At 66.0% G+C, this 20617-nt stretch carries 21 protein-coding genes and 1 pseudogene; 16 read left to right on the top strand and 6 right to left on the bottom strand.

The window, feature by feature from the left end; translation table 11 throughout:
- The first annotated feature begins 1 nt into the window (after window position 1).
- Complete coding sequence (locus A5764_RS26540; RefSeq protein ID WP_067119661.1) at window positions 2-445, top strand: PPOX class F420-dependent oxidoreductase; 444 nt, start codon at window positions 2-4, stop codon at window positions 443-445.
- A gap of 18 nt (window positions 446-463) precedes the next feature.
- Window positions 464-1216 (top strand): enoyl-CoA hydratase/isomerase family protein, encoded by a 753-nt coding sequence (locus A5764_RS26535; protein ID WP_067119660.1) that lies wholly within the window; start codon window positions 464-466, stop codon window positions 1214-1216.
- Here the strand turns inward: A5764_RS26535 and A5764_RS26530 are convergent.
- A complete protein-coding gene (locus tag A5764_RS26530) occupies window positions 1213-1398 on the bottom strand; it encodes a bacterioferritin-associated ferredoxin (protein WP_067119803.1) in 186 nt (61 codons plus the stop codon). The two genes, A5764_RS26535 and A5764_RS26530, sit on opposite strands and share 4 nt — an antisense overlap.
- A gap of 246 nt (window positions 1399-1644) precedes the next feature.
- Here A5764_RS26530 and bfr point away from each other — a divergent pair, with 246 nt between their 5' ends.
- The 3 genes from bfr (at window position 1645) to A5764_RS26515 (ending at window position 4816) form a co-directional block, all read left to right on the top strand.
- Window positions 1645-2124 (top strand): bacterioferritin, encoded by a 480-nt coding sequence (gene bfr, locus A5764_RS26525; RefSeq protein WP_067119801.1) that lies wholly within the window; start codon window positions 1645-1647, stop codon window positions 2122-2124.
- A 71-nt stretch (window positions 2125-2195) separates the two neighbouring features.
- Window positions 2196-4277, top strand: coding sequence for an MDR family MFS transporter (locus A5764_RS26520; protein ID WP_067119658.1), 2082 nt, complete (start codon window positions 2196-2198; stop codon window positions 4275-4277).
- A 44-nt stretch (window positions 4278-4321) separates the two neighbouring features.
- Window positions 4322-4816 (top strand): carboxymuconolactone decarboxylase family protein, encoded by a 495-nt coding sequence (locus A5764_RS26515; protein ID WP_067119657.1) that lies wholly within the window; start codon window positions 4322-4324, stop codon window positions 4814-4816.
- A gap of 56 nt (window positions 4817-4872) precedes the next feature.
- Here the strand turns inward: A5764_RS26515 and A5764_RS26510 are convergent, their stop codons facing one another.
- Window positions 4873-5886 carry an NAD(P)-dependent alcohol dehydrogenase gene (locus A5764_RS26510; protein WP_197501738.1) on the bottom strand — a complete coding sequence of 338 codons (1014 nt, stop codon included), beginning with the start codon at window positions 5884-5886 and terminating at the stop codon, window positions 4873-4875.
- 450 nt (window positions 5887-6336) lie between these two features.
- Between A5764_RS26510 and A5764_RS26505 the strand changes: the two genes are divergently transcribed.
- The 6 genes from A5764_RS26505 (at window position 6337) to A5764_RS29040 (ending at window position 13180) form a co-directional block, all read left to right on the top strand.
- The gene (locus A5764_RS26505; RefSeq protein ID WP_067119651.1) at window positions 6337-7218 is read left to right on the top strand and encodes a TIGR03854 family LLM class F420-dependent oxidoreductase; all 882 of its coding nucleotides are present in this window, start codon (window positions 6337-6339) and stop codon (window positions 7216-7218) included.
- A gap of 30 nt (window positions 7219-7248) precedes the next feature.
- The gene (locus tag A5764_RS26500; protein WP_067119647.1) at window positions 7249-8601 is read left to right on the top strand and encodes a glutamine synthetase family protein; all 1353 of its coding nucleotides are present in this window, start codon (window positions 7249-7251) and stop codon (window positions 8599-8601) included.
- Between the two features lie 11 nt (window positions 8602-8612).
- Window positions 8613-9731: an amidohydrolase family protein gene (locus tag A5764_RS26495; protein WP_067119798.1), complete on the top strand. Its 1119-nt coding sequence runs from the start codon at window positions 8613-8615 to the stop codon at window positions 9729-9731.
- Window positions 9732-9762: 31 nt separating this feature from the next.
- A complete protein-coding gene (locus tag A5764_RS26490) occupies window positions 9763-10596 on the top strand; it encodes a lysophospholipid acyltransferase family protein (protein WP_067119644.1) in 834 nt (277 codons plus the stop codon).
- Window positions 10596-11030: an SRPBCC family protein gene (locus A5764_RS26485; RefSeq protein WP_067119641.1), complete on the top strand. Its 435-nt coding sequence runs from the start codon at window positions 10596-10598 to the stop codon at window positions 11028-11030. Before A5764_RS26490 ends, A5764_RS26485 begins: the two co-directional genes overlap by 1 nt.
- A gap of 131 nt (window positions 11031-11161) precedes the next feature.
- Window positions 11162-13180 (top strand): adenylate/guanylate cyclase domain-containing protein, encoded by a 2019-nt coding sequence (locus tag A5764_RS29040; protein WP_197501737.1) that lies wholly within the window; start codon window positions 11162-11164, stop codon window positions 13178-13180.
- A 125-nt stretch (window positions 13181-13305) separates the two neighbouring features.
- Here A5764_RS29040 and A5764_RS26475 read toward each other — a convergent pair whose 3' ends face one another.
- The gene (locus A5764_RS26475; RefSeq protein WP_369807371.1) at window positions 13306-14850 is read right to left on the bottom strand and encodes a serine/threonine-protein kinase; all 1545 of its coding nucleotides are present in this window, start codon (window positions 14848-14850) and stop codon (window positions 13306-13308) included.
- 187 nt (window positions 14851-15037) lie between these two features.
- On the opposite strand from A5764_RS26475, the pseudogene A5764_RS29615 reads away from it, so the two are divergent.
- Window positions 15038-15384, top strand: a pseudogene (locus tag A5764_RS29615) (protein kinase); the annotation flags it as partial.
- Window positions 15385-15483, top strand: a complete 99-nt coding sequence (locus A5764_RS30205; protein ID WP_369807372.1) for a helix-turn-helix domain-containing protein — start codon at window positions 15385-15387, stop codon at window positions 15481-15483. It abuts the pseudogene before it with no gap.
- Between the two features lie 66 nt (window positions 15484-15549).
- Here A5764_RS30205 and A5764_RS26470 read toward each other — a convergent pair whose 3' ends face one another.
- Window positions 15550-16125, bottom strand: a complete 576-nt coding sequence (locus A5764_RS26470; protein ID WP_067119633.1) for a TetR/AcrR family transcriptional regulator — start codon at window positions 16123-16125, stop codon at window positions 15550-15552.
- A gap of 82 nt (window positions 16126-16207) precedes the next feature.
- Between A5764_RS26470 and A5764_RS26465 the strand changes: the two genes are divergently transcribed.
- Window positions 16208-17113, top strand: a complete 906-nt coding sequence (locus A5764_RS26465; RefSeq protein WP_067119630.1) for an SDR family oxidoreductase — start codon at window positions 16208-16210, stop codon at window positions 17111-17113.
- Window positions 17114-17159: 46 nt separating this feature from the next.
- Here A5764_RS26465 and A5764_RS26460 read toward each other — a convergent pair whose 3' ends face one another.
- Window positions 17160-17795, bottom strand: coding sequence for a TetR/AcrR family transcriptional regulator (locus A5764_RS26460; RefSeq protein ID WP_197501736.1), 636 nt, complete (start codon window positions 17793-17795; stop codon window positions 17160-17162).
- A 175-nt stretch (window positions 17796-17970) separates the two neighbouring features.
- Between A5764_RS26460 and A5764_RS27930 the strand changes: the two genes are divergently transcribed.
- Window positions 17971-18228: a hypothetical protein gene (locus tag A5764_RS27930; RefSeq protein WP_082951928.1), complete on the top strand. Its 258-nt coding sequence runs from the start codon at window positions 17971-17973 to the stop codon at window positions 18226-18228.
- Window positions 18229-18271: 43 nt separating this feature from the next.
- Here A5764_RS27930 and A5764_RS26455 read toward each other — a convergent pair whose 3' ends face one another.
- Window positions 18272-18865 (bottom strand): TetR/AcrR family transcriptional regulator, encoded by a 594-nt coding sequence (locus tag A5764_RS26455; RefSeq protein ID WP_067119622.1) that lies wholly within the window; start codon window positions 18863-18865, stop codon window positions 18272-18274.
- Between the two features lie 192 nt (window positions 18866-19057).
- Between A5764_RS26455 and A5764_RS26450 the strand changes: the two genes are divergently transcribed.
- Window positions 19058-20272 carry a cytochrome P450 gene (locus A5764_RS26450; protein ID WP_067119619.1) on the top strand — a complete coding sequence of 405 codons (1215 nt, stop codon included), beginning with the start codon at window positions 19058-19060 and terminating at the stop codon, window positions 20270-20272.
- Window positions 20273-20617 lie beyond the last annotated feature (345 nt).

Here is a 20617-nt window from a genome sequence, read left to right as displayed (position 1 = left end):
CATGACAACACTCGATGACGCGGTGGCGCTGGCCAAGGGAGAAAGCGGTCTGGCGGTGATCTCCACCGTGCGCGCGGACGGAACCGTCCAGGCTTCATTGGTCAACGTCGGGCTGCTGCCGCACCCGGCAACCGGTGATCCGGCGCTGGCGTTCACCACGTACGGCAAGGTCAAGCTGGCGAACCTGCGGGCCCGCCCGCAGCTGGCCGTCACGTTCAAGAGCGGCTGGCAGTGGGCCACCGTCGAAGGCCGCGCGGAGCTGGCGGGTCCGGATGACGCCCAGCCCTGGCTGAAAGACGCGGACCAGTTGCGGCTCCTGCTGCGTGAGGTGTTCACCGCCGCGGGCGGCACGCACGACGACTGGAACACCTACGACCAGGTGATGGCCAAGGAGCGGCGCGCCGTGGTGCTGATCGCGCCGACCCGCGTCTACAGCAACGGCTGATCTCGTTACGCTGCACCCGTGATCCTGCAGATCGACGACGAAAATCGGGTGCGCACCCTGACGCTGAACCGGCCGCAGGCGCTCAACGCCTTCAACGAAGCCCTCTACGACGCCACGGCGGAAGCGCTGCTGGCCGCCGCCGACGATCCACAGGTCGCCGTCGTCCTGCTGACCGGCGCGGGCCGCGGCTTCAGCGCGGGCACCGACCTGGCCGAGATGCAGGCACGCATCACCGACCCGGACTTCACGCCGGGAAAGCACGGCTTCACCGGGCTCATCGACGCGCTCAGCGCGTTTCCCAAGCCGCTGATCTGTGCCGTCAACGGCGTCGGCGTGGGGATCGGCGCCACCATCCTCGGCTACGCCGACCTGGCGTTCATGTCGTCGACCGCGCGCCTGAAGTGCCCGTTCACCAGCCTTGGTGTGGCGCCCGAGGCCGCTTCGTCGTATCTGCTGCCGCAGCTGGTGGGCCGGCAAAACGCGGCGTGGTTGTTGATGTCCTCGGAATGGGTCGACGCCGACGAGGCCTTGCGGATGGGCCTGGTGTGGCGCGTCTGCGAGCCCGAGCAGCTGCTGCCCGAGGCTCGTCGGCACGCCGAAGTGCTTGCCGCCCGGCCGGTTTCGAGCCTCATGGCCGTCAAGCACACGATGATGTCACCGGTCCGTCCGGAGATCGCCGCGGCGAGCGCGCGGGAAAATGCCCACTTCGCCGAGCTGATGGGCGCCCAGGCCAACGCCGCGGCCCTGGCGGATTTCAACAAACGACGCTAGCGCGAGGAAGTGGGCTCGAGTTCGCGCGCGGCGGCGATGATTGCGCGCAGCGTGCGACGGCAACGCCCGCAGTCGGCACCGGCCCCGCACGCGGCGGCCACCTCTTTGGAAGTGCACGCGCCCCGCGCGACGGCCTCGCACACCGTCTGGTTGGTCGCCCCGACGCACAGGCACACGTACATCAGCACACCCCCCGCGAGCTGACGAAGACCGGGACAAGCCGCATATTAGTGGAGTCTAACCTAAGTAGGTTAGCGATGCCTAAGCCCTGGTCGTGTGACTCAGGCGACACGCTGAGCACAGCATTACCTTGCTGGAAGATTCCAAACCGGCATGGCAAAGTGCTGCTACGGCCTGCCCTCGTGCGCTTCAGCCCAGCGCATCCGACCGCGGCCAGACGTGACAGCCTTCATACCGTAGGAGTGATCGTGCAAGGTGACCCGGAAGTTCTGCGACTGCTCAACGAGCAGTTGACCAGCGAGCTCACCGCCATCAATCAGTACTTCCTGCATTCCAAGATGCAGGACAACTGGGGCTTCACCGAGCTGGCCGAGCACACCCGCGCCGAGTCCTTCGACGAAATGCGCCACGCCGAGGAGATCACCGACCGCATCCTGTTGCTCGACGGGCTACCGAATTACCAGCGCCTTTTCTCGGTGCGCATCGGTCAGACGCTGCGCGAGCAGTTCGAGGCCGACCTGGCCATCGAGTACGAGGTGATGGAGCGCCTCAAACCCGGCATCATCATGTGCCGCGAGAAGCAGGACAGCACCAGCGCCGTCCTGCTGGAGAAGATTGTCGCCGACGAGGAAAACCACATCGACTACCTGGAGACCCAGTTGGAGTTGATGGAAAAGCTGGGGGAGGAACTGTACTCGGCGCAGTGCGTGTCGCGGCCCCCGAGCTGACACCCACGCACTGATTGCCGCCGCCTCGACCTGGGCACCCGTATGGATCGTAGGCCGACGGAAAGGCAGGCATGACGAGCGCGACACCATCGGCGATCCCGGCCAGCCCGACCGCCGAGTCCGCACCCGACAACGTCGCGGTCGATCCGCAGCGGCGGAATTTCATCTTCGTGGCGGTCTTGCTCGGCATGCTGATGGCCGCACTGGACCAGACGATCGTGGCGACCGCGCTGCCGACCATCGTCGCCAATCTCGGCGGGGCGGGCCATCAGTCGTGGGTGGTCACCAGCTACCTATTGGCCTCGACCATCGTGACGGCGCTCGTCGGCAAGTTCGGTGACCTCTTCGGCCGCAAGAGGGTGTTCCAGGCGGCCGTCGTGTTCTTCGTCGCCGGGTCGGTGCTATGTGGACTTTCGGGTTCGATGGGCATGCTGGTGGCGGCGCGCGCGTTGCAGGGCATCGGTGGCGGTGGGCTCATGGTGACCGCCACGGCGTTGATCGGCGAGGTGATTCCGCTGCGGGATCGCGGCCGCTACCAGGGCGCGATGGGCGCGGTGTTCGGAGTCACCACGGTGATCGGGCCGTTGCTCGGGGGGTATTTCACCGATCACTTGACGTGGCGCTGGGCGTTCTGGATCAACGTGCCGATTTCGATTGTGGTTTTCTTCGTTGCCGCGGCGGCCATCCCGGCGCTCAGCCAGCGCACCAAACCGGTCATCGACTACATCGGGATCCTGTTCGTCGGCCTCGGCGCCTCGGGGCTGACGCTGGCCACCAGCTGGGGCGGCACCACGTATCCATGGGGCTCGGCGACGATCGTCGGGCTGTTCGCCGGTTCCGCGGTGGCCCTGGGGATCTTCGTCTGGGTGGAGAGCCGCGCCGCCGCGCCGATTCTGCCGACCCGGCTGTTCGGCAGTCCGGTATTCACTGTGTGCTGCGTGTTGTCGTTCGTGGTCGGGTTCGCGATGTTGGGCGCGCTGACGTTCCTGCCCACATACATGCAGTTCGTCGACGGCGTCTCGGCGACCACGTCGGGCCTGCGCACGCTTCCGATGGTGGTGGGCATGCTGACCACCTCGATGGGCAGTGGTGTTCTGGTCGGCCGCACCGGGAGGTACAAGGTCTTTCCCGTCGTGGGCACTGCGGTGATGGCGGTGGCGTTTTTCCTGATGTCGCGAATGGACCCGTCGACGTCGGCCCTGGTGCAGTCGCTGTTCCTGGTCGTCCTTGGCGCCGGGATCGGGATGTGCATGCAGACGCTGGTCCTCATCGTGCAGAACACGTCGAGCTTCGACGACCTGGGTGTCGCCACCTCCGGGGTCACCTTTTTCCGCACCATCGGCAGTTCGTTCGGCGCGGCGATATTCGGTTCGCTGTTCACCAACTTCCTGCACAGCAGGATCGGTCCGGCCATGGTCGCCAGCCGGGCGCCCGCGGCCGCGGCCGCTTCGCCGGAGGCCCTGCACCGGCTGCCGCATGCGGTGGCGGCCCCGATCGTGGCCGCCTACGCCGACTCGCTCACCCGGGTGTTCCTCTGGGCGGTGCCGGTCGCGCTGGTCGGGTTTGTCGTGGCGCTGTTTCTGCGCGAAGTGCCGCTGCGGGGCATCGGCAACAACCGCGGCGACATCGGCGAGGCGTTCGCCATGCCCACGAGCCAAACGCCCGACGAGATGCTGGAGACCGCAATCGGCCGGCTGTTGCGAGGCGCTCCCGGCATGCGGCTGCGCAGCATCGCGATGCGACCCGATTGCCGGCTCGACGTCGCGGGCCTGTGGGGCGTGCTGCGGATCAACCGCTTCCGGCAGATGAACGGGGCGGCGCGGCTCACCGACATGGGCGACTACCTGCGGATCCCATTCGAGGTGCTAGAGCCAACCTTCTCCCGGCTCGTTGCAACCGGCTACGCGCAGCGCGACGGCGACGAAATGTGGCTCACACCGGCGGGCACGCAACAGGTCGATTACGTGTACTCGCTACTGCTGGCCTGGCTCGTCGACAAGCTGTCCCGGTCACCCAGCTTCGAGGGCCGCCCGGACCACCGACAGGTGGAAGCCGCACTCGAACGCGTCGCGCATCGCGTTCTGGCCCAACGTGATTGGCATGACGAGCCGCCGACGGTGGCTATTCACGCGGCCGCCGGCGCCCGAGGCTAGGAACCGTTCGCCGAAAACCCTGGGCGCGGGCGTAGCATCGCGCCATGAGCCGTATCGGAACGTTCGCCGACGACGACATCTACAGCTGGGCGACGAAGTCGCCCGACCTCGGCGGCGCGATCGCCAACTTCAGCCAGGCGGTCTACACCAAGAACCGGCTGCCCATGCGCACCCGCGAGTTGGCCCGGGCGGTGATCGCCCACGACAACGAATGCACCGTGTGCGTGAACACCCGCGACGCCGACGGGCCCGCCGCCGGCGTCGACGAGGAGCTCTATGAGCACGCGCTGGACTGGCGCACCTGGCCGGGGTACAGCGAACAGGAGCGCCTGGCGGCCGAGTTCGCGCACCGCTTCGGCACCGAGCACACGAAGTTGCGCGACGATGAAGACTTCTGGAGCCGGTGCAACGAACACTTCTCCGAAGAGCTGCTCGCCGACCTGGCGATGTCCTGCGCGCTGTGGGTCGGCATGGGACGGATGCTCAGGACACTCGACATCGGCCAGGCCTGCAAGCTGACCCTGCCCAGCCGCGCCTAGCCGCGCGCACCCCTTTCTCGACTCACCGCGACGGCGGGCGGCCTGTGCGCACCGCCTCAGTTGACCCTGATGACCAGCTTGCCGAGGTGCTTTCCGTCGCGCAGTCGCTCGAATGCCGCCCTCGCCTCGGAGAATTCGAAGACGTGGTCGATCACAGGTGTGAGCCCGGCGGTGGTGACGGCCCGCACGAGGCTTTGAAGATCTGTTCGGTCCCCGACCGTGATGGACCGCGTTGTTGCGCCGGTGCCCTTGAGCAAGAAATAGTCGATGCCGGGATTGTCCTCGCTCAGGAAGCCGATCAAGGTCACCTCTCCGCCCACGGCGACCGCCCGCAACGACTGCTCAATAGTGGCCGGTCCGCCAACTTCGACGACGCGGTCGACGCCGCGACCTTCGGTCAATTGGCGCACCTGTTGGCCCCAGTCGGGGTCGGTGCGGTAATTGATGACATCGTCAGCGCCCAGCGATTGCAACACCTGCGCCTTGGCAGTGCTTGAGGTCGTCGCGATGACGCGAGCCCCGAGCAGTTTCGCGAGCTGCACGGCGAAGACCGATACCCCGCCCGAACCGAGCGTCAATACGGTTTGGCCGGCGCGTATCGGCGCGGGACCGCCTAGCGCATTCCAGGCGGTGACACCGGCACAGGGCAGCGTGGCGGCTTGTTCGTCCGGCAGAGCAGGTGGCACGGCGACGACCGATTCCTGCGATACCACTTTGTATTCGGTGAGCCATCCGTCCTGCCCGCTGCCGTAGCTGTCGGAGTCCGCGCTCGCCGGCATTGGCCCACCGAACCACCTGGGCTGAAACGTCCCTACCACCCGGTCGCCGGGGCGGTAGTCACCGACGCCTTCGCCCACTTCGACGACTTCGGCGACGGCGTCGCTGCACGGCACCAGACCGGTTTTGGCGTCACGCACGTAGCGGCCTAGCGGGATCGCTATGTCGCGGTAATTCAGCGAGACCGCTTTGATCCGCAGCAGGACTTCTCCTCGTTGCGGCGACGGAAGGGGTTCGTCGTGCAATCGGAGACCGTCTAGCCCGTCGTGGTTGTCGAATCGGTATACGCGCATAGCGATAGTCCTTTCAGTCGGATGAGGAGCTGTCAGCAGGTGTCAGCAGGAACGACCGCCGCCGCCTGCACACGGACGCGCACCTGCCCACGCCCCGCGTGGGGCTCCGGCAAGTCCAAGACACGCAAGACTTGAGAACCACCGAATTCGGTATAGCCGATCGCTTTCATCCCCCACCACAACCAGTGATGCGCGCTCCTATTCCCGCGCATCGGCGTTTTCCACCCGACAACGAACATGAAAAGGGCAGGGAAATAAGGGGTTTAGAATCGCTCTGCTCACAACCTTCCCTCGTGCGATTGGACCGCCTTCTTCGCCGAATTGATTGACGCCTTCGATCTCCATGAGGTCGTTGGACGTTGCAGCGCTGAGGAGTGTCGCGGGCACAAACGGCGGCACCGCGGTGTTGCGACAGGTACGTAAAACTCGGAGGGACACGGAGGCGCAGCGTTGAAGATTCGCTTCGGCGTCGGGCTGGGCGCGGACACCGCTCCGGATCAGCTCGCCGGCATCGTCGATCACCTGGAATCCAGCGGGGTCGACTCGATCTGGTTCTCCGAGCTGGTGTACTCCCCGGCGGTCGACCCGATGGTCGGCATGGCCTACGCGCTGGCCCGGACGACCCGGCTGAAGGCGGGCACTTCGGTGGCCGTGCTCCCCGGGCGGCACCCGGTACTGGTGGCCAAACAGTTGGCCTCGCTGGCCGCCGTCGCGCCTAAGCGGGTCCTTCCCGCGTTCGGTCTGCGGTCGGCGATTCCGGCCGAGCGCGAGGTGTTCGTGGTCCCGGACGGTGAGCGGGCGGCGGTCTTCGACGAGGCGTTGCGGGTGCTGCGCTCGGCCCTGGTGGACGACTCGGCCAACTACACCGGCCGGTATTACAGCGTGACCGCGGCCGCGGTGGCTCCGCGGCCGGTGCCCCCGCTCGACATCTGGTTGGGCGGCTCGGCGCCCGCCGCGTTTCGGCGCATCGGCGCGCTGGGGGACGGCTGGCTGGGCAGCTTCCTCACCCCGGCCGAGGCGCGGGCGGGCCGGCACGCGATCGAACGCGCCGCGGCCGAAGCCGGCCGGCAGATCGAGCCCGATCACTTCGGAATCTCGCTGGCCGTCACCGACGGCGAGGTGCCCCCGGAGCTGGCCGCGGGGGGGGGGCGGCGCCGCCCGGACCTCGATCCCGGCGAGCTGATCGCCGCCGGCTGGGATCGGCTGCACCGGCAACTCGACGCCTACGTCGACGCGGGGCTGACGAAGTTTGTCATCCGGCCGGCGGGCGGAGGGCCCCTCGATGGCTTCATCGATCGCTTCGTCACCGAGCTGGTCGCCCGCCAGAACTGATCGGGCTTGTCGGGGCTGCAGAATGACTGCATGACAGCCACGCCGCTCGCCGCCGCCGCGATCGCCCAGCTGGAGGCCGAAGGCGTCGACACGGTCATCGGCACCACCGTGAATCCCGCCGGCCTGACGCAGGCCAAGACCGTGCCGATCCGGCGGACCAACACCTTTGCCGACCCCGGCCTGGGCGCCAGCCCCGTGTGGCATGCCTTCGCCATTGACCAGACCGGCACCGCGTTCACCGACGAAGTCGGTGTGATCGGCGATCAGCGCCTGCGCATCGACCTGTCGGCGTTGCGCATGATCGGCGACGGCATGGCGTGGGCGCCCGCCTCATTCTTCGAGCAGGACGGCACACCCGTCGCTGCGTGCGCCCGGGGAACGCTGCTCCGGATCGAGGCCGCGCTCGAAGAAGCCGGCATCGAGGCGGCCATCGGCCACGAGATCGAGTTCATTCTTGTCGACCCGCAGGGGGACCGGCTGCCGGCCACGCTGTGGGCACAGTACGGCCTCGCCGGCGTGCTCGAGCACGAGGGCTTCGTGCGCGACGTCAACGTCGCCGCGACGGCGGCCGGCGTCGGGGTCGAGCAGTTTCATCCCGAGTACGGGGCCAACCAGTTCGAGATCTCGTTGTCGCCTTTGGCGCCGGTGGCGGCCGCCGACCAGCTGGCATTGACCCGGCTCATCATCGGCCGGGCCGCCCGCCGCCACGGGCTGCGCGTCAGCCTGTCGCCGGCGCCCTTCGCCGACAGCGTGGGTTCCGGTGCGCACCAACACTTCTCGCTGCGAACGCCGGAAGGCCCGCTGTTTTCCGACGGAGCCGGTGTCGGGGGCATGACGGCGGCGGGGGAGAGCGCGATGGCGGGCGTGATCGTCGGACTGCCCGAGGCCCAGGGCATCCTGTGCGGATCGATCGTGTCGGGACTGCGGATGCGCCCCGGCAACTGGGCCGGGGCCTACGCGTGCTGGGGGACCGAGAACCGGGAGGCGGCGGTGCGCTTCATCACCGGCGGCCCGGGCAGCCCGCACGGCGGCAACGTCGAAGTGAAAATCGTTGACCCGTCGGCGAATCCGTATCTGGCGTCGGCGGCGATCCTCGGGCTCGCGCTGGACGGGATCAAGCGCCAAGCCACGCTGCCGCCGGAAACCACCATCGACCCGGCGAAGCTGTCCGACTCGGATCGCGACGACGCCGGCATCCTCCGGCTGTCGCAGGCTCAGGCGGAAGTCATTGTCGCACTCGATGGTTCGGAGCTGCTGCGGGCCATCCTGGGGGATCCCGCGGTCGACATGGTGGTCGCGGTCCGCCGCCTCGAGCACGAGCGCTACGGCGACCTGGGCCCGGAGGAACTGGCCGACAAGTTCCGCATGGCCTGGAGCCTGTGACCGAGCGTGTGATGGCGTCCGATTCTTCCGCCCTGGCAGGACACATCGACAATGTGGCGTTGATCGACCAGCACGTCCACGGATGCTGGTTGGCGCCGGGGGACCGCCGGCGCTTCGAGAACGCCCTCAACGAGGCGAACACCGATCCGCTCGTGGGCTCGGGTTTCGACTCCCAGCTCGGCTTCGCCGTCCGCGCCCATTGCGCGCCCGTGCTGGGCTTACCGAAACATGCTGATCCGCAATCCTATTGGGAAAAGCGCCGGCAATACAGCGAGACCGAGCTGGCGCGGCTGTTGTTACCCGCCGCCAAGGTGAGCGACTGGCTGGTGGACACCGGAATCGGCTCTGAGACCGGGGACACGGCCGGCGTGACCGGCATGGCCGAGTTCTCCGGCGCCCGGGCTCACGAGGTCGTACGCCTGGAACAGGTCGCCGAGCAGGCCGCGCGGGCGCCGGGCGACTACGCCTCGGCGTTCCAAGAGATCCTGCACCGGCGCGCGGCCACCGCGGTGGGCACCAAGTCCATCCTGGCGTACCGCGGCGGGTTCGACGGCGACCTCACCGAGCCGTCGCCGTCGCAGGTGACCGACGCCGCGACGCGCTGGCGCGACAGCGGCGGGACCCGGTTGCGGGATCGGGTGCTGCTGCGTTTCGGGCTGCACCAGGCGCTGCGGCTCGGCAAGCCGCTGCAGTTCCACGTCGGCTTCGGCGACCGCGACTGCGATCTGGCCAAGGCGAACCCGCTTTACCTGCTCGACTTCGTGCGGCAGTCCGCCGACACCCCGATCGTGCTGCTGCACTGCTATCCCTACGAGCGCGAAGCCGGATACCTGGCGCAGGCGTTCAACAACGTCTACCTCGACGGCGGGTTGAGCGTGAACTACCTGGGCGCGCGGTCGCCGGCGTTCCTCGCCCGACTGCTGGAGATGGCGCCCTTCGGCAAGATCCTGTACTCGTCGGACGGGTTCGGTCCCGCGGAATTGCACTTTCTGGGAACGGCCTTGTGGCGCAAGGGAATTCACCGCGTCCTGCGTGAATTCGTCGCCGACGGCGAGTGGAGCGAGGGCGACGCCATCCGGGTGGTCGACCTGATCGCACGCCACAACGCCGCCCGCATCTATGGCGTTTGACGTCGGGTGACACCGGGGTATACCGCCGGTTATGGCTAGCGTGGGCGGCATCTTGGAATGGGCCCGCAATCAGGTCGTGTCGCGGGTGCCCAAAGCCGATCTCGATCAGCGGGATCCCGACTACATCCGTGACCAGCTGCCGGGAACCTGGCTGCTGGCGTCGCTGTACTTCCGGGCGGACGTGCGGGGCCTGGACCGGATTCCCGCCGAGGGGCCGGTGCTCCTGGTCGGCAACCACAGCGGCGGCAACGTTCCGCCCGACACGTTCGTGTTCACCCTCGCGTTCTGTTCCTACTTCGGCGTCGAGCGGCCCTTCTACCAGTTGGCCCACAACCTCGTCGTCTCGGCGCCGCCGCTGGGCTGGCTGCGCAAGTTCGGCACCGTCGCCGCAAACCATGAGAACGCCCGGTTGGCGCTGGAGTCCGGGGCGGCGCTGCTGGTATACCCCGGCGGCGACTATGAGGTCTTCCGGCCGTCCTGGGAGCGCCACCAGGTCGACTTCGGCGGGCGCATGGGCTACGTGCGGCTGGCCCGGGAGGCCGGTGTGCCGATCGTCCCGGTCGCCAGCGTCGGTGGTCAGGAGAGCGCGTTGTTCCTCGACCGCGGGCAGTGGCTCGCCAAACTGCTGATGGCCGATAAGTTGCTGCGGCTCAAGAGCATTCCGATATCACTGGCACTGCCGTGGGGCCTGAACATCAGCGACCTGGCCGGGCACATCCCGCTGCCCACCAAGATCGTGATCGAGGTGCAGGACCCGATCGAGGTCGACGGCGACGACCAGGCGGTGCACGACAAGGTGATGGCCAGCCTGCAGGGCGGCGTCGACCGGCTGGCCGCCGAGCGTCGATTCCCGGTGATCGGCTGATGCGCGTCGAACGCAGCTGCGTCATCAACGCCGACCGCGACGCGGTCTGGAAGATCGTCAGCGACCCCGATTGCTACCCGTCGTTCATGACGAACCTGGAACGCTGGGAGTCGTCGAACGACCAGCCGCGCGGCATGGGTGCGCGCTACACCGTGCACTGGAAGATCGGCTCGGTGCCCGTCGGCGGGCTGATCGAGGTCGTCGAATTCGACGAAAACCGCGACATTGCCTGGGTGGGCATCACCGGCATCTCGCTACGTGGGCGGTTCCGGCTGCGTGACTGCGCGGACGGCCGGACCAAGGTGACATTCCGGCTGTCGTATCAGGCGCCCGGCGGAATACTCGGCTACATCGCCGACCGCGTCGCCGTCCGCCAGGTGGGGCGCACGCTGTCCGCCGATCTGAAGTGCCTCAAGAGGCTGGCCGAGTCCTAGTCGTTCTACCGGCCTACAGGTACTGCGTTTGGCAGGACAACCCGGCCGCAGGGGCCACCCCGTACTGACAACGTCAGTAGTCGAACCGTCGGCGCCCAACTCGGCTGGCTTGGATGTGTTCCACTGGGGCGATGGGTTTTTCGGTGCGGGCCGCCGCTTCGCGCCCCGGGTCAAGACTCCGCACGGCGAACTGGCTGATGCACATGGCGCTGCCGATGCTCGCCCTGTGGCTATTGCTGGGCGAACCCAAAGTCGATCTGGAGTGGGATAACCGGGCCGCGCACTTCGTCTTGGTCCTGTCTGCGGCTTTGGTGAGTGTGGTGTTGGGCGCCCTGATCGGCCGGGCGGCCCGCGCCCGCGACGACGCCCGCCTCTGGCTGGTGTCGCTCGTCTTTGTCACGACCGCCGGCTTTTTCGCGGTGCACGCCCTGTTCACGCCGGACGTTCTAATGGACACCTCCGACGCGGAGTTCATGCTGCCGACCCGAATGGGCCTGGTGTTGGCGGGGGCCGTGGCGCTGGCCTCGGCGATCACCTTCACCCCTGCCCGTAGCGCCCGACTCTGGTCATTGCGCCGGCCGCTGTTGATCCTGCTCGGTGCGCTGATGGCGTCCTGCGCGGTGGCGATCCTGTCCGGGGTTTTGGACCGGCTCCAGGATCAGGAGCTGGTGGAGGGTACCGAGCAGGTCGCCGCACTGATCGGCGGCGCGCTGTTCGCGGTGGCGACGGTGGCATATTTTCCGATCTATCGGCGCCGCCCCGCGGTCGTCGTCATGTCGGTGCTCACCGCGTTCATGCTGCTGGCCGAGGCGTCGGTGGCCTTGGCGTTCGGGATGAGCTGGCACGCCTCGTGGTGGTTGTGGCACGTGCTCATGACGATCGCCTTCTGCTTCATCGCCTACAGCGCGCGGGTTCAGTTCCACAAGCAGGGCACGGCCAGGGGGCTGTTCGATTCGCTTGCCACCCAGCAGACCATCGCCGACCTGCGCCGCGATTACGCCGCCGCGTTAGAGGCAACGGTTGACATGCTGCAGCGCCGCGAGCGCGGCGAGAAAGTGGCGCCCGGCGCGGTCACCGCCCGGCTCGCCGACCGGTTCGAGCTCTCCGAGCAGCAGGTTGCCGTCCTCAAGCGCGGTGCGGAAGCGCTCGGCGCCGAACGCGAGCGCGTGCGCAAGCTGCGCAGGCTGGTCGCGGTCGGCCAGGAGTCCAGCGTCATCCAGGACGAGGATGCTTTGCTGCAACGGGTGATGGCGGCCATCGCCGACGCCTTCCCCGGAGACCGATTCCGGCTGGGCCTCCTGCGATCCGGCGAGGTCAGCTTTGCCAACGACGAGGCCTGCCAGCGCGCCCCCTCCGGGTCCCTCGTGCTTTCCCTGATGGTCAAAGGCCAGGTCGCCGGCGCGATCGAGGCACACCGGCCGGACGGCTCCTTCACCGATGCCGATGTCGCGCTGCTGCGCTCGTTCACCATGCAGTGCTCGATCGCTTTGGAGAACGCCCGGCTCTATCGCCACCTGGACGGCCTGTTCCGCAGCTACATGTCGCCCGCGGTGGCCACCGCGCTACTTGCCGATCCCGACCAGGCGGGACTGGGTGGCGCGATCGCCGAGGTGACGGTGCTAATGGCCGACCTCCACGGCTTCACCCCGTTTACCGAGGCGACCTCTCCGGACCAGGTGGTCACCATGCTCAACACCTACTACGGCGCGGTCGTCCCGGCCATCCTGGAGACCGGCGGTACGGTCCTGCAATTCCTCGGCGACGGGGTGATCGCGATCTGGGGCGCACCGGTGCGCCAGCACGATCACGCGTTGCGGGCCGCGCGCGCCGGGCTCGCGCTGCACGCCGTCGTCGAGGAAGCGGCGGTGGGGCACCCCGACTGGCCGCGCTTTCGGGTCGGAATCAACACCGGGCCGGCGCTGGTGGGCAACGTCGGCGCGCCGGAAATGCGCAATTTCACCGCGATCGGCGACACGATAAACGTGGCGGCGCGTCTGGAAAACCTGGCTCAGCCCGGCCAGGTGGTACTGGGCCCCACCACGGCGGCGGCACTGGGCGCGGCCGCCCGGGTGAGCCAACACTGCTGGGCGAAGGTCAAGGGCAAGCGCGACCTGGTCCGGGTCTGTGTGTTGAACGGGCTAGCGAATTAGACCAGCCCGCTCGCGTCGAAGACCCAGCTGGTATCCCGCGGTCGCCAGCGCCTCGAAGTGATTGGGCGGAGCGAAAGTCTGGCGGGCAATTCGGTCCCTCGTAGCGTCAGGCGTTTGCACCACTATCAATAGAGATAAACTCGCGCACCGTGGCCGCCGGTACACGTGATCCAGTTGTCAGAACCGTAAGCCGCGCACTGCATTAGGAAATTTGATCCGTCGCACACGGCTCCGGCAACAGTGTTGCAGTCGACGGCACCCGGCGCCGATACCGTGCGTAGTTGCCGACTGGCGTTCCCATACTCGTTCCAATACGACTTCAGCACGCTGCCGGCGAAGTAGCACGATGTTTCCGGTGTACCCCGGCCAGCGTGGCTGCCCCACCCGGTGTTGTTGTTTAGCGACCAACCATAGTCGCAGCTTTCATGACTGGCGCTGGTGTCCGGGCCGCTGATTAGCGGCGGGCGTGCGGGAGCTGCGGGTGGAGGCGGAGATGCAGGTACTGGCGGTGGGAGTGCTTGCACCGATGTTGGGCCCTGGCCTTGTTCGGAGTTCGGCGCCGCTGTTATCGGGCCGGTCGTCGGCGTCCGGGGGGTGGATGGAGGGTTGTTCTGGTGGGCGAGCAATCCGATGATGACGCCGATGCCGCCCAGTAGGAGCGCCGCAGCGACAATGATTACCGTCGGCACCAGCCACGGGCGAGCCTGGTTAGGGGTCTGTTCGGCGGCTTGCCATGCCGGGCGGGTGGGTCCTCCGTCATATGGTCCCGCGCCGGCAGGGCCAGTCCGGGCCTGTTCACCGGCCGCAAATGGTCCGAAGCTGCGCCCCGACGAAGACTTTCCTGTTAGCGCGCGTTGTGCGGCGCGACCCAGAGCCCCGGCACTGCCGTAGCGGTCGTCGGGATCTTTGGCCATTCCGCGGGCGATGACATCATCGAAGGCTGGGGGCACGTGGGGATTGACGACGCTGGGTTGCGGCGGGGGTGCCGACATGTGGGCGGCGATCAATTGCTCCACGCCAGGAGCGGTGAACGGCGGCTGGCCGGTGACCGCCTCGAAAAGCACAGCGGCCAACGAATACACGTCCACGGACGAAGTCGTCGGCCGGTCTTCGAACCGCTCTGGTGCCATGTAGGCGAATGACCCTATCGCCGAGCCCGCGACGGTCAGCCGAGTGTCATCGAGGTTTTGCGCGATCCCAAAGTCGATGAGGTAGGCGAAGTCTTCGGTCGAGGTGACCAGAATGTTCTGCGGTTTGACGTCGCGGTGAATCATTCCCTGGGCGTGCGCAGCGTCCAGGGCGACCGCGATCTGCCGGACAATTGCGACCGCCCGGTCGGGTTCGAGCGGACCACGCTTCAGTAACTCGTGAAGGTCTTGGCCGCGGACCAGACGCATGTCGATGAACAGACTGCCGTCCGTTTCGCCCCAGTCGTAGATCGGGATGACGTGCGGCTCTTCGAGCATCGCGGCGGCATGAGACTCGCGCTGAAATCTATTACGGAAGCGCTCGTCATTGGAGAGTTCTTGGCGCAAGATCTTTAGCGCGACGGTGCGGTCCTTGCTGGTGTCATACGCCTCGTACACCTCACCCATGCCGCCCTGTCCGAGCAGCCGGTTGAGCTTGTACTTGCCGAACATGCACCCCGTGCGGACATTTGCTGCAACCACGACACACGACACCCTTTCCGCTTCCGAGTAGAAGTATCCGACGCCCGTGCCGAACGCGGGCCAGTATGCAAAGACTCACCGCGTCGGCCGGCCCCGAACCCATTAGCGAGGCTGTGGCAGTCTGACTAATGGATTTTGAATTGAGGCCGCCTACGGCAGCGGTACTATCCGCCGCGTCACCCTGTATGCCATCGTCGCAGCTGTTGCCGAAGCACTCGACTACGCCCATAAACGTCGGCTGTTGCACCGCGATGTCAAACCCGCCAAAATACTGGTCACCGAGCCCGAGGATGGCAAGCGACGAATACTGTTGGCGGACTTCGGCATTGCGCGACCACTTGATGACATCAGCGGCCTTAGCGCGACTAATTCACCGTGGGCAAAGTTGCCTACGCTGCGCCTGAACAGTTGATGGGCGAAGGGGTCGACGGCCGCGCCGATCAGTACACACTGGCCGCCACCGTCCACCACCTTTTGATGGGATCGCAGCTATTACCCTCACTCCAATCCGCCGTCGTGGCTCTGGCACAGCGGATGCACGCCAGTGGCGAGTCAGCAGACACCATCGCAGCGACTCTTGGAGTGAGCAGAGCAACTGTGTACCGCGTGGTTGCCGAGGCATCGAACAACTGACGGGCGCGGCGTTCGGGCGGACCGGACGGGGCGATGTGCCGCATCGCGTCGCGCCGGTCGGAGTGCCTAGCTGAGGTGTACTGCGGCGGCGTGGAGTCGGCGCAGCACCCGGCGTGCAATGGCGGGGAACTCCTCGGCGTTGTCTGGCTCGGCCCAGTCGGCGATTGTCTGCGAGAACGCGAGGGTGGCGAGTTCGGCTGCGACTGTCGTGGCGGGGTCCTGGACACCGCGTGATCGCAATGCCGCTGCTACGGCGTCGGTGATGCCGCGTCGCTTAAGCAACTCGCGTTCGCGGAGTTCGGGGTTCGAATCGACCACAGAGATTCGTCGCGGCGCGAGGTCGCGGCGATCCGGGGTGAACCAGAGTGCGGCAATGTCAGCGAACCCCGTCTCGATCGCCTCCAAGGCTGTCTGCTCGGGTGGCGCGTTCTCGATGCCGTCGGCCAGGCGTGACGCCAGCCCGTCTTGTCCGCCGAACAAGATTCCGCGCTTGTCGCCGAAGTGCCGGAAAAACGTGCTTCGCGTCAGCCCCGCGGCCGCCGCGATCTGTTCGACGGTGGTGTCGTCGTAGCCCTGCTCGGCGAACAGCTCGATCGCAGCTCTTTCGAGCCTGGCGCTCGCATCCGGCTCCCAACGTGGCACGCGATCATCATAGCTTGATGGTACTTCGTCTCATCATGTGTAGGCTGATGCAACATAGTTCCATCACTCACGAGGAGTTGTTATGCGCGTTTTCGTCACCGGTGCCACCGGCCACATCGGGTCCGCCCTGGTACCCGAGCTGATCACGGCTGGTCACCACGTGACTGCCATGGCACGATCCGACAAGTCCGCGACCACCGCAGAACATCAGGGTGCCACGGTGCAGCGCGGAGACCTCGAAGACCTTGACGGGCTGCGTAACGCGGCACGCGAGGCCGACGGCGTCATCCACCTTGCCTTCCGGGAGGACGCGATGCGCAGCGGAGACTTCGCGGGCGCTATCGCGAGCGACCTCGCGGCGATCCAGGCGCTGGGCGAGGCGCTCGAAGGTACCGGCAAGGCATTCGTTGGTGCCTCGGTCATGCTTCCCCTCGCAGGTAAGGGGCGCGCAGCCACGGAAGAGGACTCGAATGCCTCGGGTCCGCGCGTCGATGCCGAAAACTACGAGGTCGCGCTGGCCGAACGTGGGGTCTGTTCCAGCGTCGTCCGCTTATCACCGATTACTCATAGCCCTGATCTCGACCGGCACGGATTTGCAACGGTGCTCATCGCCACGGCCCGCCGCACCGGCGTTTCGGCCTACATCGGCGACGGCGCGAACCGATGGTCCGCCGCGCATACCCGCGACACCGCACATCTGTTCCGACTGGCCCTGGAGGAGGCGCCCGCCGGTGCCCGGCTGCACGCGGTCGGGGAAGAGGGATTGACGACTAAGGCGATCGCCTCCGCGATCGGCGAGCATCTCAACCTGCCCGTCGCCAGCATCCCCCCGGAAGAAGCAGAAGCCCACTTCGGGTTCCTCGGGCAGTTGTTCCAGCTCGACGCACCGGCATCGAGCGCGATTACCCAGCGGCTGGTCGAATGGCGGCCGACCCAGCCCGGTCTTCTCGATGATCTCCGCAACGACCGGTATTACCACGCTGAATAATTCGGCGCGCTCGACCCGGCGAGATCAGTGGTGATGGACCGGTTCGTCAACAAGCCTCACCTCGATGGTCAACTCTTAACGCTGCGGCGAAAAGCGGCCAAGTCAAGGCAGCCATTTCCGCCGGTGTGCCCGGGCAGTCTCGCTGCACCCAGTCGATGGCCACGCCGAAGAACGCTCCGGCGCTAAACGCAGCAAACACGTCATGTGGGGTTTCTGCGTCGCCCGCGGTAACGGCGACGCCATCACAGGTGTCGCCCGGAAGCGCGCTGTGGTGCAGGGCTGCGATTGCCCGTCGGCGGAGGTGATCGATGATGCGCGCGCTTCCCTCCGAGCCCAGCAGACTGCGGTAGAGATTGGCATGTTCGGCGAAGTGGGCGAAAAAGTTCCGCAATACCTCGGTGCCGCCATCGGCATCGCGCAGAACGTCGTCCGGGTTGGGTAGCGAAGCCATCAAGGCGTCGATCATCGCCGTGCAGGCGGCTTCCGCCAGCTCATGGACGTCTTGGTAGTGGTCATAGAACGTCGAGCGGCTGACGTCCGCCCGTTCGGTGACATCGGCGACCGTGATGCGCGGCAGATCTTGCTTTTGAACCAGGTCCATTAGGGCGCTTTGCAAAGTCGCCCGGGTCCGACGCACACGTCGATCGCCCGACTTGCCATTGCTGACTTCGTTGGATATCACCCGTGGATTGTACGACGACATGTGTCGTCTACCACACAGGCGTAGCCGTTGAGGATAAAACCCGACATCTGAGGAGTTTCCTACATATGAACGATAGCCTGCACCCGCAGGCGGGCCCGGGGCCTGCGGCCGTCTGCCAGCCGCTGGTCATCCGGGCAGCGAAAGGAAACCCAAAATGAGGAAACTGGTCAGCGGTGTAACGATCGCCAGCGCATTCGTCGTAGGCGGAATTGGGCTCGCGGCACCGGCGAGCGCGGACGGGCCGTGCGGCGGCGCGGTTGTATTGGGCAACGGCGGAGGCCGCTGTGACTACGACCATGCGGCCGATGGCAGCTTTATGCGCTGCGACACGGTATACGTGCTCGGTTTCGGCGGCACGAACTGCTACCGGGTTTACCCGCCGCCACCGGGAGATGCGCCGCCGGCAGCGTGAATAGCGACAGCACACACGCCGCTCCGCGAAGGGACCGGTCAGACTAAGGCCGTCGCGTCAAAAACCCAGCTGGTTCCGCGACCGACTCGCCTACGTAGGGCGGGCCGAGGTATCGCCGCACCATGATCGCCTCGGCATCGCGATCTTTCAGCGGCCAGTACCACAGCGCCAGGAAGACGCGGACTAGCCACTGAGCAGCCAGATGGTCAGGTGGATCATCTAACCCGACCATTTCGGTTGCAAAGCTTTTAACGATGGCCGAATCAGTCAGCCACTCGTTGCCGGGGGGACCGGTCATTGACCGCATGACTTGCGCAAGTGGGTCAGCACGCAAGCGCTCTAAGGCGACGACTGTGGCAGCGACAATGCGCTCAGCACCAGTTAACCCTGTGATGGCTTCGCGGACCGAGTCGAGGATGCGCTCCGCTTGCCGGCTCATGACTGCATCGCGGATCGCCGCCTTACCCCCGGCATGGCGGTAGATAGTCGCCGGTGAACAGTGCACGGCGGCGGCCAGGGCGTCGATGCTGAATGCGTCGTAACCGTGCCGCGACATGAGGTCGGTGGCAGCTGCATAGATTCGTTCCACACCTTCACTGCGGCGGTCCCGACCGACGAGCCAGTCGCTACTTGCCACAGTCACTCGCTCCCTTGCCGCGAAGCCACAAAATTAGTTTTATCACCGTGAGAAGAACTCAGCACTTCTCTCAGGAGGCGGTGCTGGTCAGTCTCGTGGACTGAGAACTGGATTCAAGACCTTGGCGAATGGGCTCTGCAAGTTCGCCGTGCGGTGTTGACTCAGTTCACGAGCCAAGTTCAGCCTCGGTCTATGACCGCCGTTGTGGACCCGACCGATTTCTTCGGCAGCGAGGCAGTCCAGGACCCCAACCCCCTGTATGACCAGATGCGGAGTCGCGCCGGAGTAAACCGCATCGGTGAATCCACGTTTTACGCTGTCTGCGGCTGGGATGCCATTGTGGAGGCCGTTAATCGCGTAGAGGATTTCTCATCAAACCTGACCGCGACGATGGTGTATCACGACGACGGGACCGTCACGCCATTTGACATGGGCTCCCTCGGCGAACCGATGCATGCGTTGGCAACTGCGGACGATCCATTGCACGCAGTGCACCGGAAGTTGCTGCTGCCCCACCTCTCAGCCAGGCGTGTGCGTGTCATTGAAGATTTCGCCGAAGCCACTGCTCAGCAACTGTGGTCCGAATCGTTAGTCGACGGGCAGATCGAATGGATGAGCGGCATGGCCAATCGGCTCCCGATGATGGTGGTCGCGCGATTGCTCGGGCTACCGGAGACGGATGTCGACAAGCTGATCCGGCTCGGGTATGCCACCACTACCTTGCTCGACGGGCTTGTCAGTCCACTCCAACTTAAAGCCGCTGGCCTAGCGGCCCTGGAACTGTCCGGATACGTCCTGGAACACTTTGAGAAGGCCATTGAACGTCCTCGCGCAGGACTCATCGGTGATCTAGCCGCCCGAAACAAATCGGGTGAGTTAGAACAGTTTCCGGCGCTCGCCATCATGCTGACGTTGTTTAGCGCAGCGGGCGAATCGACCGCATCGTTGCTGGGCAGCGCAGCGTGGATTCTGGCCGAGCAGCCACTGGTCCAGGAGCAACTGCGCGCCGACCCCGAACTGCTAAGTGTTTTCATCGAAGAAGCGTTGCGCTATGAGTCGCCGTTTCGCGGTCACTACCGGCATGTAGTGAGAGACACCGCCTTGGCCGGCGTCGAGGTGCCCGCTAATTCGCGCCTGTTGTTGATGTGGGGAGCGGCGAACCGCGATCCCCAACACTTCGACACACCTAATGAGTTCCGGCTAGACCGTAGTGGCGCAAAGGGCCATGTGGCGTTCGGTAAGGGCGCGCACTTTTGCGTTGGGGCCGCGCTCGCACGCTTAGAAGCACGGATTGTCTTGCGGATGCTGCTTGAGCAGACAAGATGGATCGACGCCGCCGCCGTTGGGCGGTGGTTGCCAAGCATTTTGGTCCGTCGACTTGAACTGCTACAACTCAACATCCGATGACATCGCCGCATGTCGACAATTCGACGAGTGCACGAACCGAGGGACCAGCCATGTGGTCGGTGTAGAGGGCGGGGCTCCGCCGTCGAGGAGGGCGACGACCCAATACTGAACGTTGGGCTTCGTCAACTCTGGGGGAGCACCGGTGCGCTCACACCACGATAGGAACGACTTCACTCCGGTGGTGTAGGGGGGGTGAGCGTAGCGGGGGAACGGTTCGCAGCGCGTAAAGCCGGCTGCCACGAGGGCAGCAGCCCGGCAAGGTCCGGCAAAGATTCCTTCACACGAATAGCGACGTGATGCTATGTAGGCGAGGAGCTAGGGCGGTAAACGCGCAGTTAGAACTTT

The sequence above is a fragment of the Mycobacterium sp. 852002-51057_SCH5723018 genome (assembly GCF_001667035.1).
In the GTDB taxonomy this organism is placed as follows: domain Bacteria; phylum Actinomycetota; class Actinomycetes; order Mycobacteriales; family Mycobacteriaceae; genus Mycobacterium.
Note: the sequence above shows the minus strand (reverse complement) of the source record. Positions and strands in the feature narration are given on the sequence as shown.

Excerpts from the sequence above, each read along its gene's own strand:
- A5764_RS26540 (WP_067119661.1), top strand. The coding sequence starts at position 2 with ATGACAACACTCGATGACGCGGTGGCGCTGGCCAAGGGAGAAAGCGGT.
- A5764_RS26530 (WP_067119803.1), bottom strand. The coding sequence starts at position 1,398 with ATGTACGTGTGCCTGTGCGTCGGGGCGACCAACCAGACGGTGTGCGAG.
- A5764_RS26520 (WP_067119658.1), top strand. The coding sequence starts at position 2,196 with ATGACGAGCGCGACACCATCGGCGATCCCGGCCAGCCCGACCGCCGAG.
- A5764_RS26515 (WP_067119657.1), top strand. The coding sequence starts at position 4,322 with ATGAGCCGTATCGGAACGTTCGCCGACGACGACATCTACAGCTGGGCG.
- A5764_RS26510 (WP_197501738.1), bottom strand. The coding sequence starts at position 5,886 with ATGCGCGTATACCGATTCGACAACCACGACGGGCTAGACGGTCTCCGA.
- A5764_RS26500 (WP_067119647.1), top strand. The coding sequence starts at position 7,249 with ATGACAGCCACGCCGCTCGCCGCCGCCGCGATCGCCCAGCTGGAGGCC.
- A5764_RS26495 (WP_067119798.1), top strand. The coding sequence starts at position 8,613 with ATGGCGTCCGATTCTTCCGCCCTGGCAGGACACATCGACAATGTGGCG.
- A5764_RS26490 (WP_067119644.1), top strand. The coding sequence starts at position 9,763 with ATGGCTAGCGTGGGCGGCATCTTGGAATGGGCCCGCAATCAGGTCGTG.
- A5764_RS26485 (WP_067119641.1), top strand. The coding sequence starts at position 10,596 with ATGCGCGTCGAACGCAGCTGCGTCATCAACGCCGACCGCGACGCGGTC.
- A5764_RS29040 (WP_197501737.1), top strand. The coding sequence starts at position 11,162 with ATGGGTTTTTCGGTGCGGGCCGCCGCTTCGCGCCCCGGGTCAAGACTC.
- A5764_RS30205 (WP_369807372.1), top strand. The coding sequence starts at position 15,385 with ATGCACGCCAGTGGCGAGTCAGCAGACACCATCGCAGCGACTCTTGGA.
- A5764_RS26465 (WP_067119630.1), top strand. The coding sequence starts at position 16,208 with ATGCGCGTTTTCGTCACCGGTGCCACCGGCCACATCGGGTCCGCCCTG.
- A5764_RS27930 (WP_082951928.1), top strand. The coding sequence starts at position 17,971 with ATGAGGAAACTGGTCAGCGGTGTAACGATCGCCAGCGCATTCGTCGTA.
- A5764_RS26450 (WP_067119619.1), top strand. The coding sequence starts at position 19,058 with ATGACCGCCGTTGTGGACCCGACCGATTTCTTCGGCAGCGAGGCAGTC.